Source organism: Haloferax sp. s1, from assembly GCF_058382125.1.
This window is the reverse complement of the sequence record NZ_JBZRPK010000574.1, coordinates 1-8009: the sequence shown is the minus strand read 5'-3', so window position 1 is coordinate 8009 and position 8009 is coordinate 1. Positions and strand designations below refer to the sequence as shown.

The following is an 8009-nucleotide window of genomic DNA, read 5'->3' as shown; positions in this document are numbered from 1 at the left end:
CTCACCGTTCTCTATTACGAGGAATCGACCGAAAAGCGGGACGACAGAACGTCGGCCGCGGCGACTATCGTCGCACGGAACACCCACGGCGGGGCGCAGACGTACCCGAGGCGACATTGGGACGAGTGATAGAGGGTGTTGAGGGGAGGGTGAACTGGTTGAGAACGAGTTAAGGACCGCTTCAATGCAGGCATCCGATTTCGGTGCCGGATTTAGTAGAGACAGTGCCTCCATCGCACCCGGAATTCTCGTACGAAGCCGCAGCGACGAGCGTGCCCTGAGCCTTTCGAATGCGTATCGTACCGTTTTCGGTGAGTACTGACGTGTCTTCTTCGAAACCGAATCCAGCATATCGAAGGGAGGCCGGTGGTCTCGACTGCAACGTCGTGTCGTCTCCGCTTCGGCTCAGGAGTACGAGCCGTGCGCCCGGTTCGAGTACAAGCTCTTCAATCCGATACGTCTGGTCGGACTCTATGACGTACCCTGACACGTCCAATGAATGTTCAGATTCATTCTCCATCAGAATGTATTCATAACTGATGAATTCACGTTCTATTTCATCTGGATAGACACCGGTACTCTGTAATCCGGGCTTTTCAGTCTTCTTCGAACCGCTCATAGTCCCGTCGTTTGTTGACTTTGGTTCAGCAGTCCTGTCAAATTCTGAAATTCATCAAATTATACCAATAGATAGTTCTACAGAATTTAATGGTAGAAGATCGCGTCCTTTCATATCTAAGTACAATCAGGAATATAAATAAGTCTTTTCGGAGACGATGCAATCCGGTTACTCGAATAGTACCCGGACAAGACTCGGCACACTGTTTTCTCGGCCTAAACTTCGGAACTTCTTTACATCATTTAGGCCAGCCTAAAACATGGCACGTGACAATGAGACTGAGGATAGCCCGACACGGCGCGACTACTTGGCCTACACCGGTGCGCTGGTGAGCAGCGGACTGCTCGCCGGGTGTGCAAGCAACGTCGAATCGGACGCAACACCGTCAGCAGCGGCATCGACAGAAACAGAGACAAAAACGACCCCGACGACACAGACGAGCACGCCCGAAGACGATTCGTTCTCGGTGACGATGGCACCGATAGGCGAAGTCTCGTTTACTGCCGTTCCCCAGACGGTGTACGCGTACAGCCCCCACTACGCAGATATGGCTATCGCCTTCGGCCACGGTGATTCGGTCGCATCACTCGGGTCCCCTAGCAGTTATGCAGCGACATTGAATTACTACTACGACGCAATCGACGGGGCATCATTCGACGCGGCGAACGTCAAACAGGTGTGGAACGACGGCGTCGACAAGGAACTCTTCTACGAAATCGACGCCGACGTTCACCTCCAAGACCCGTGTTGGCTGCTGTCGTTTGCAGATGATTGGGACACATCCGATATCAGGGAGGTTCGAGAGAACATCGGGCCGTGGGTCGGGAATCGATACAGTCGGGAACACGCCCAGCCACCCGAAGGATGCCGCGACGGCTACCAGTACTACACGCTCTGGGAACTCTCGGAAAAAATCGCGGCGGTGTTCCAAGAACAAGAGCGACAGCAGGCACTCCACGAGGAGCACGAGTCGCTGTTGAACACCATCAAACGCGACCTGCCGCCGGAAGAAGAGCGACCGACTGTCGGACTCCTTATCTACCGAGACGGGGCGTTCCGTCCGTACGAGATAAACAGCCCAGGATTCGCAAAGGCGCACGTCCGCCCGCTCGGTGCCCGAGACGCCTTCGTCGACAACGACCAGACGTACGACGAGAACGCCGACGGACAACTCGACTACGAAGCGATGTTAGAAATCGACCCGGACGTCATTCTCCACAACTTCGGAGTCGGAGAATTCTACGATGTCGCGTCGACCCGTGAGACCTTGGAATCTCACCCTGTCGGCAGCGAACTGACGGCAGTACAAAACGACCGCGTGTACAGTTCCGGGACGCCGTTCCAGGGACCGCTCACGAATCTCTTCCAACTCGAAATGACCGCGAAACAGGTCTATCCGGACGTGTTTGGTGAGTGGCCGGGAGACGGAAGCGAAACGTCCTACCCCGAAATTCCGTCCGATGAGCGACTATTCGACCGCCAGCGGGTCTCCGATATCGTCACTGGGACCATCCAATCGTAAGCCCCGTCCGTTCGATTTTTATCATCCGGCAACCGTCGTACATTGATGACCGTGAGGGATTCGCTCGACGAGCCGCGCATTATCGACACGCACGCACACCAGCCGACGGCGGAGTTCCTCGAAGACGCCGGTGGCGAAATGATGCAGGACGCGGCGAACAGATTCGGCGCGGAGATGGAGACGTGGGACTACGAGGAGATGATCGAAGAGTATCACGACCACGGAATCGGCAAGGCGATTCTCCTCGGGTGGGACGCCGAGACGAACACGGGGAATCCGCCGGTGCCGAACGACTACGTTGCCGACGTTCGCGACGAACACCCGGACTTCTTCATCGGATTCGGAAGCGTCGACCCGCTGAAGGACGACTGCGTCGAGGAAGCCATCCGCTGTGTCGAAGACCTCGGACTTTCGGGCTTCAAGTTCCAGCAAATCGCACAGGGATTCGACCCGAGTGACGACGAGCACACGGAACTGTTCGACACCATCGAAGACCTCGGAGTGCCCGTCGTCTTCCACGGCGGCAACTCGACACTCGGTGCGTGTTCGCCGGGCGGGCGCGGACTGAAAATCAAGTACGGAAATCCGATGCTCATCGACGACGTGGCGGCGGAGCACCCCGACCTCAAGATTCTCATCGCCCACCCGGCGTTCCCGTGGGAACAAGAGCAACTGGCTATCTGCCAGCAGAAGGGGAACGTCTACATGGACCTCTCCGGGTGGCTTCCCAAGTACATCGACGAGCAAGTGCTACACTACGCGAAGACGGTCCTGCAGGACAAGGTGATGTTCGGCACCGACTACCCGATGATTCGGCCGGAACAGTGGTTCGAATCGTTCGACGACCACTTCGACGCCTCGGACGAGGTCAAGCGCAAGCTTCTCTGGGAGAACGCAGAGGAGTTCCTCGGTCTCGACTGAGTGGACAGTGCGATTCGACGTCGGTCAGTCGAAATCGGGGCGACGCTTCTCCAAGAACGCCGAAACGCCCTCTTCGTGCGCATCGGTATCGTAAGCTAGCGTCTGCGCTTGCGCCTCGCGTTCGAGGCCATCGGGCCACGGACGACCGAGATTTGCGTGAATCGCTTCTTTTGCGAGCGCCAGCGTCTCAGTCGGTCGGGAGGCGAGTGTCTCGACCATTTCGTCGACGACCGTATCGAGTTCGTCCGCGTCCACAACCTCGTTCACCAAGTCGAGGTCGGCGGCCCGCTCGGCTGAGATGAGTTTCCCGGTGAACGCCAGTTCTTTCGCCGCCCGAAGGCCGACGAGTCGCGGAAGCGTCACCGTCCCGCCGGCATCGGGGACGAGGCCGACGTTCACGAACGACGCGCCAAACCGTGCCCCTTGGACGGCATAGGCGAAGTCGCAGGCGGCGACGACAGACGTGCCAGCGCCGACGGCGTCCCCGTTGACGCGGGCGATAACCGGAACCGGTGCGGTGAGAATTGCTTCGGCCACGCGTCCGAGCGTCCCGCGAACGCGCTCGTACGCTTCACGTGCCGTCTCGTCGCGTTCGGCCATCGCTTGGATGTCGCCACCGGCACTAAACGCGTCGCCGTCGCCGGTCAACACGACGGCGTCGACGGCTTCGGGTGAGAGGTTTTCGAGCGCCGCAGAGAGGTCGCGCGCCACGTCGGCGGTAAAGGCGTTCTTCACGTCGGGTCGGTCGAACGTTACCGTCCTGACTCCGTCCGCGTCTTCGACTCGCATACCCTCGCTACACGGACACGAAATAAATAGCCTCCCCGAATAGCCAGTCACTCACTGGAAGTCGTCCCGACCGGCAGCCCGCAGCAGCCAAATAACGTCCCGAAACATCACCCAAACAGCGTCCCGAACAGCGACTGTTGCGCCCGCCGAAGTCGTTCCAGAAACGCGGATTTGCTAATACCGAGTTCGTCGGCCACGTCTTCGGCCGTAATCGTCCGCGGGAGTTCGAAATATCCCATCTCAACCGCGACGTGGAGGCTCTCTTCTTGGGCCGGTGTAAGGTCCCACGCCCGTCCAACCGGGGGCGTCTCGTCCGACCTGAGTGGATAGACGCGCTGGAGTTGAATACCGACGGTGTGTCCAGCCTTCTCCATGACGCCGCGGAGCACGTCGTAGCCGACGACGGCACCTCGCATCGTCGCGCCGCCGTCGTTGTACTCCATCGATTCGACGAGGAAGCCGACATCGACGAGTTCGTGGACGACACACGGGTGTTTCGAGAGACACCGATACGTGTGAGCGTCGTCCCCCCGGGTGACGTGAAGGTACCGAATATCGTCGTCGGCGTCGAGAGTCGCTGCCAATCGATCGTCGCTCGAAGCGGAAAAGTGGAGGAGAACGTTCCCGTCGGCACGGAGTTGCGGCGCGGCCGCATCGACTGTGGCGGGGACTTCCTCGGTTGCCCGTGCGAGCGGACAGTCGTCCCCGTCAATTCGAAACTCGGCCACGAGACACTCCTCTATCATCGGTGGAAGATACACGACACGTGTATATAAAGGCCGTCTATAGGCGGGCCAATTCGTAAGTGGTTATCCATGATAGTTCCACATAGACTGATGGACCTCGAAACTGTCAAAGAACGCGCTGGACCGCGGCAGTTCGCTCCGAAGGACGACATGCCTGAGGAGTACCGCAAAGCCGCGACTCGCATGATTCAGTTCCACGCGAACAGCGAAGTGATGGGCGGCTACCTCGAAAAACCGTTCATCCGCCAAGCACCGAGTATCGACCGTAAACTCGCGTTCTCGGCGAAAGTCCAAGACGAGATCGGACACGCGCAACTGCTCTACCGGGCGGCGGAATCGCTCGGTATCAAGACCCGCGACGAGATGTTGGACGAACTCGCCAACGGCGAAGGAAAGTTCCTCAACTGCTTCCACTACCCGATGGAGTCGTGGCACGAAGTCCCCATGATTGCGTTCTTCGTCGACGGCGCGGCCATGCATCGACAGGCCACGCTCAAGAACACGTCGTGGACGCCGTACGCGCACGCGATGGACAAGGTGTGCTTCGAAGAGGGCTTCCACGTCAAGCACGGCGAATCCATCCTCTCCGAACTGATGAACGGGTCGAAGGCGACCCAAGAGAAGACACAGGAGGCCTTCGAGATGTGGTGGCCGCGTATCATCCAGTTCTTCGGCCCGACCAACGACAAGTCCGTGCACAACGACTTCGCACAGCAGGTCGGTCTGAAGACGAAGTCGAACGACGAACTGCGCGACACCTTCCTCGACACCTACGTCCCGAAGGCCGAGAAGTACGGCCTCGAAGTCCCCGAGTACCCGCGTATCGAGTACGACGAGGACGAAGACACCTACCACGTCAACGAGGACGACCTCAACTGGGACGAGTTCTGGACCATCGCCAAGAACGACTCGGAAGGCAGCCACGAACAGATTAACTCTCGCGCCCACGCCCAAGCGGCGGTCGAGTGGGTCCGCGAGTCGATGGAAAGCTGGGAACAGGCGGCGAACACCGAAACCCCGCAGGCGGCGGACTAAGAACCATGATTTGGGAAGTATTCAGACAGGAGAGACCGGGCGGCTACCACAAGCACTGTGGGAACGTCCACGCACCGGACCGCGAGATGGCACTCCAGTTCGCGGCCGTCCAGCACGGCCGGCGAATGAAGACCAACAGCCTGTGGGTCACGCCACAGCGTGAAATCGGCGAAATCGACGCAGACGAGATAAGCTTCGGCGGGATGACGGACAAGACCTACCGCTGGGCGACGTCGTACACGGACATCGAACCCGCAGCACCCGAAGTCGCGGAGAGCGAGGCCGAACAAGCCGACGTCGAAAGTTCACTCGAGGCGGACAGCTAACATGGTTGCCTTACTCAATCCCGAAGACCTCGACGGAGCCCAGCAGGCGGCAATCGAAGAGATGCTGTTCCGCATGGCCGACGACGAGTACGTCCAGGGCGAGCGCCTCATCGAATGGCAGATTTACGCGCCGACGCTCGAATCCGACCTCGCGCTGGCGAACATCGCACAGGACGAGTTCGGCCACGCCCGCCTCTGGTACGACCTGCTCGAAGAACTCGGCCACACCGAGGCCGAACTTATCTGGGAACGCCCGGCGGACGAGTTCAAGCACGCGACGCTGGTCGAACTTCCGTTCGAGGAGGGAGACTGGGCCGACGCCATCCTCCGGTGTTACCTCTTCGACAGTGCCGAACGACTACGCTTGGAGTCGCTCGTGGACACGAGCTATGCGCCGCTCGCCGACCGGGTTGGAAAGGTGCTGAGCGAAGAGCGCTACCACCTCGAAAACGCCCAAAGCTGGCTCGACCGGCTCGCCGAAGGTGACAGCAAAGAGCACGTGCAGGACGCGCTGGACCGGCTGTTCCCCCATGCGCTCTCGCTGTTCGTCGAACCCGAATACGAAGAAGAGATTGTGGAAAACGACTTCCGGACGGAGTCCATAGAAGACCTCCGTGTCGAGTGGCTAGAGACGGTCATCCCCTACCTCGAATCGCTCGGCCTCGACGTGCCAGACCCCGACGGGGTGGACAAGCCAACCGCCCGCGGGCGCGACGGCACGCACACCGAACACTGGGACGAGTTGGCCGCGGACTTCCGGAAGACGTACAACGAGCTCGAAGCACCAGAACCAGCGAGAATCGGACGGGAGCGTGCCTGACATGAGTACTGACGACGCATCGACCGAGGCGGCCTGCGGCTACACTGAGTACGTCGACGGCGAGGCCCCCGAAGACTTCCCGAAGACGGGCGAAGGTGCCACCGGTATTGAAGCCGACATCTGGGAGACCCTCTACGAAATCGAGGACCCGGAGATGCCGGTGAGCATCGTCGACCTCGGTCTCATCTACGACGTCCGGGTCGTCGAAGAAGAAGACGAGGAGGGCGAGCCGAAGACGCACGGCATCGTCGAGATGACCTTGACGTACACCGGCTGTCCGGCCCGCGACTACATCACGAACGACGTGAAGTGCGCGATTCTCGCCTCCGGCGTCGACGAAGCGTCCGTCAGGCTCAGGTTCACTCCGGAATGGAACGTCAACATGGTGACCGAGGCGGGCCGCGAGGCCCTCCGCGACTTCGGGCTGGGGGTATGATGCGCCGCTTCGACCCCAGCACCGACACGTCGGGCGAAACCGCAGGTGCGGAGTGCCCGTACTGTGGCTCGACCGACACCGTGCGCGAGCATCCGAAAGGTCCCGGCCTCTGCCGCTCGATGCACTTCTGCAACGAGTGTCAAGAGCCGTTCCAGCGATTCGAATAGCGCGACAAATCGAGGTCCCGTTTCGATTCGGTTCCGTTTTTTCTGAAGGCGGACTCGACAAAGAGAGCTACGTAGCGGCGCGAGAGTTACTCTGTTCTGGAGTGGAGAACGAAACCAGCGGAACGGAGCGTCTCGAAACTGACGGGTCGAAGAACTGGGACGCGCCGGTGAAGTGGTGTTGAGAGCGCGTCAGCGAATCCGAAATTGCGGACGTGTCAGTGGATGTTGAGGTTGATGTTCTTCGCTTGGGTGAACTCGCGGACGGCTTCTTCACCCTGCTCGCGTCCGTGGCCACTCTGTTTCGTGCCGCCGAACGGCGTCTGCGGGAACGTGACCGGGTACTCGTTGACGCTGACCATCCCGTAGTCGAGCGCGTCGGCGACCTGGTGGGCGCGGGAGAGTCCGTCGGTCCAGATACCCGCAAGGAGTCCGTACGGCGAGTCGTTAGCGATTTCGATGGCCTCCGCTTGGTCTTCGAACTCGATGACCGAAAGCACCGGGCCGAAGATTTCCTCACGTGCGACCGTCATGTCGTTCGTCACGTCGGTGAGGACCGTCGGTTCGACGAAGTAGACGTCTTCCTTGTCTTCGGGTCGGCCGCCGCCGCACGCGACGGTTGCGCCTTCGT

General features: G+C 59.9%; 11 protein-coding genes and 1 pseudogene. 8 read left to right on the top strand and 4 right to left on the bottom strand.

Annotation, left to right across the window (positions count from 1 at the left end):
- A pseudogene (locus QT222_RS10920) lies at positions 1-129 on the top strand (class I SAM-dependent methyltransferase); the annotation flags it as partial.
- Positions 130-181: 52 nt separating this feature from the next.
- On the opposite strand, the gene QT222_RS10915 reads toward QT222_RS10920, so the two are convergent.
- Positions 182-619 (bottom strand): lamin tail domain-containing protein, encoded by a 438-nt coding sequence (locus QT222_RS10915; RefSeq protein WP_491477194.1) that lies wholly within the window; start codon positions 617-619, stop codon positions 182-184.
- Positions 620-878: 259 nt separating this feature from the next.
- On the opposite strand from QT222_RS10915, the gene QT222_RS10910 reads away from it, so the two are divergent.
- Both QT222_RS10910 and QT222_RS10905 read left to right on the top strand, forming a co-directional pair.
- The gene (locus tag QT222_RS10910; protein ID WP_491477193.1) at positions 879-2141 is read left to right on the top strand and encodes an ABC transporter substrate-binding protein; all 1263 of its coding nucleotides are present in this window, start codon (positions 879-881) and stop codon (positions 2139-2141) included.
- A gap of 45 nt (positions 2142-2186) precedes the next feature.
- The gene (locus QT222_RS10905; RefSeq protein WP_491477192.1) at positions 2187-3062 is read left to right on the top strand and encodes an amidohydrolase family protein; all 876 of its coding nucleotides are present in this window, start codon (positions 2187-2189) and stop codon (positions 3060-3062) included.
- Between the two features lie 24 nt (positions 3063-3086).
- On the opposite strand, the gene QT222_RS10900 is transcribed toward QT222_RS10905, so the two are convergent.
- Both QT222_RS10900 and QT222_RS10895 read right to left on the bottom strand, forming a co-directional pair.
- Positions 3087-3851: an enoyl-CoA hydratase/isomerase family protein gene (locus QT222_RS10900; protein ID WP_491477191.1), complete on the bottom strand. Its 765-nt coding sequence runs from the start codon at positions 3849-3851 to the stop codon at positions 3087-3089.
- 107 nt (positions 3852-3958) lie between these two features.
- Positions 3959-4597, bottom strand: coding sequence for a helix-turn-helix domain-containing protein (locus QT222_RS10895; RefSeq protein ID WP_491477190.1), 639 nt, complete (start codon positions 4595-4597; stop codon positions 3959-3961).
- Positions 4598-4687: 90 nt separating this feature from the next.
- Here QT222_RS10895 and paaA point away from each other — a divergent pair, with 90 nt between their 5' ends.
- The 5 genes from paaA to paaE are packed head-to-tail and all read left to right on the top strand — an operon-like array spanning position 4688 to position 7381.
- A complete protein-coding gene (gene paaA / locus QT222_RS10890; protein WP_004060748.1) occupies positions 4688-5632 on the top strand; it encodes a 1,2-phenylacetyl-CoA epoxidase subunit PaaA in 945 nt (314 codons plus the stop codon).
- 5 nt (positions 5633-5637) lie between these two features.
- Positions 5638-5958: a 1,2-phenylacetyl-CoA epoxidase subunit PaaB gene (gene paaB / locus QT222_RS10885; protein WP_004060750.1), complete on the top strand. Its 321-nt coding sequence runs from the start codon at positions 5638-5640 to the stop codon at positions 5956-5958.
- Between the two features lies 1 nt (position 5959).
- Complete coding sequence (gene paaC, locus QT222_RS10880) at positions 5960-6778, top strand: 1,2-phenylacetyl-CoA epoxidase subunit PaaC (protein WP_491477189.1); 819 nt, start codon at positions 5960-5962, stop codon at positions 6776-6778.
- On the top strand, positions 6771-7214 hold the full coding sequence (gene paaD, locus QT222_RS10875) for a 1,2-phenylacetyl-CoA epoxidase subunit PaaD (protein WP_491477188.1): 444 nt from the start codon (positions 6771-6773) through the stop codon (positions 7212-7214). Before paaC ends, paaD begins: the two co-directional genes overlap by 8 nt.
- Positions 7214-7381: a 1,2-phenylacetyl-CoA epoxidase subunit PaaE gene (paaE, locus tag QT222_RS10870; RefSeq protein WP_320051503.1), complete on the top strand. Its 168-nt coding sequence runs from the start codon at positions 7214-7216 to the stop codon at positions 7379-7381. Before paaD ends, paaE begins: the two co-directional genes overlap by 1 nt.
- Before the next feature lie 215 nt (positions 7382-7596).
- Here the strand turns inward: paaE and QT222_RS10865 are convergent.
- Positions 7597-8009: aldehyde dehydrogenase family protein (locus QT222_RS10865; protein ID WP_491477187.1), on the bottom strand; the 413-nt coding region annotated here is incomplete at its 5' end.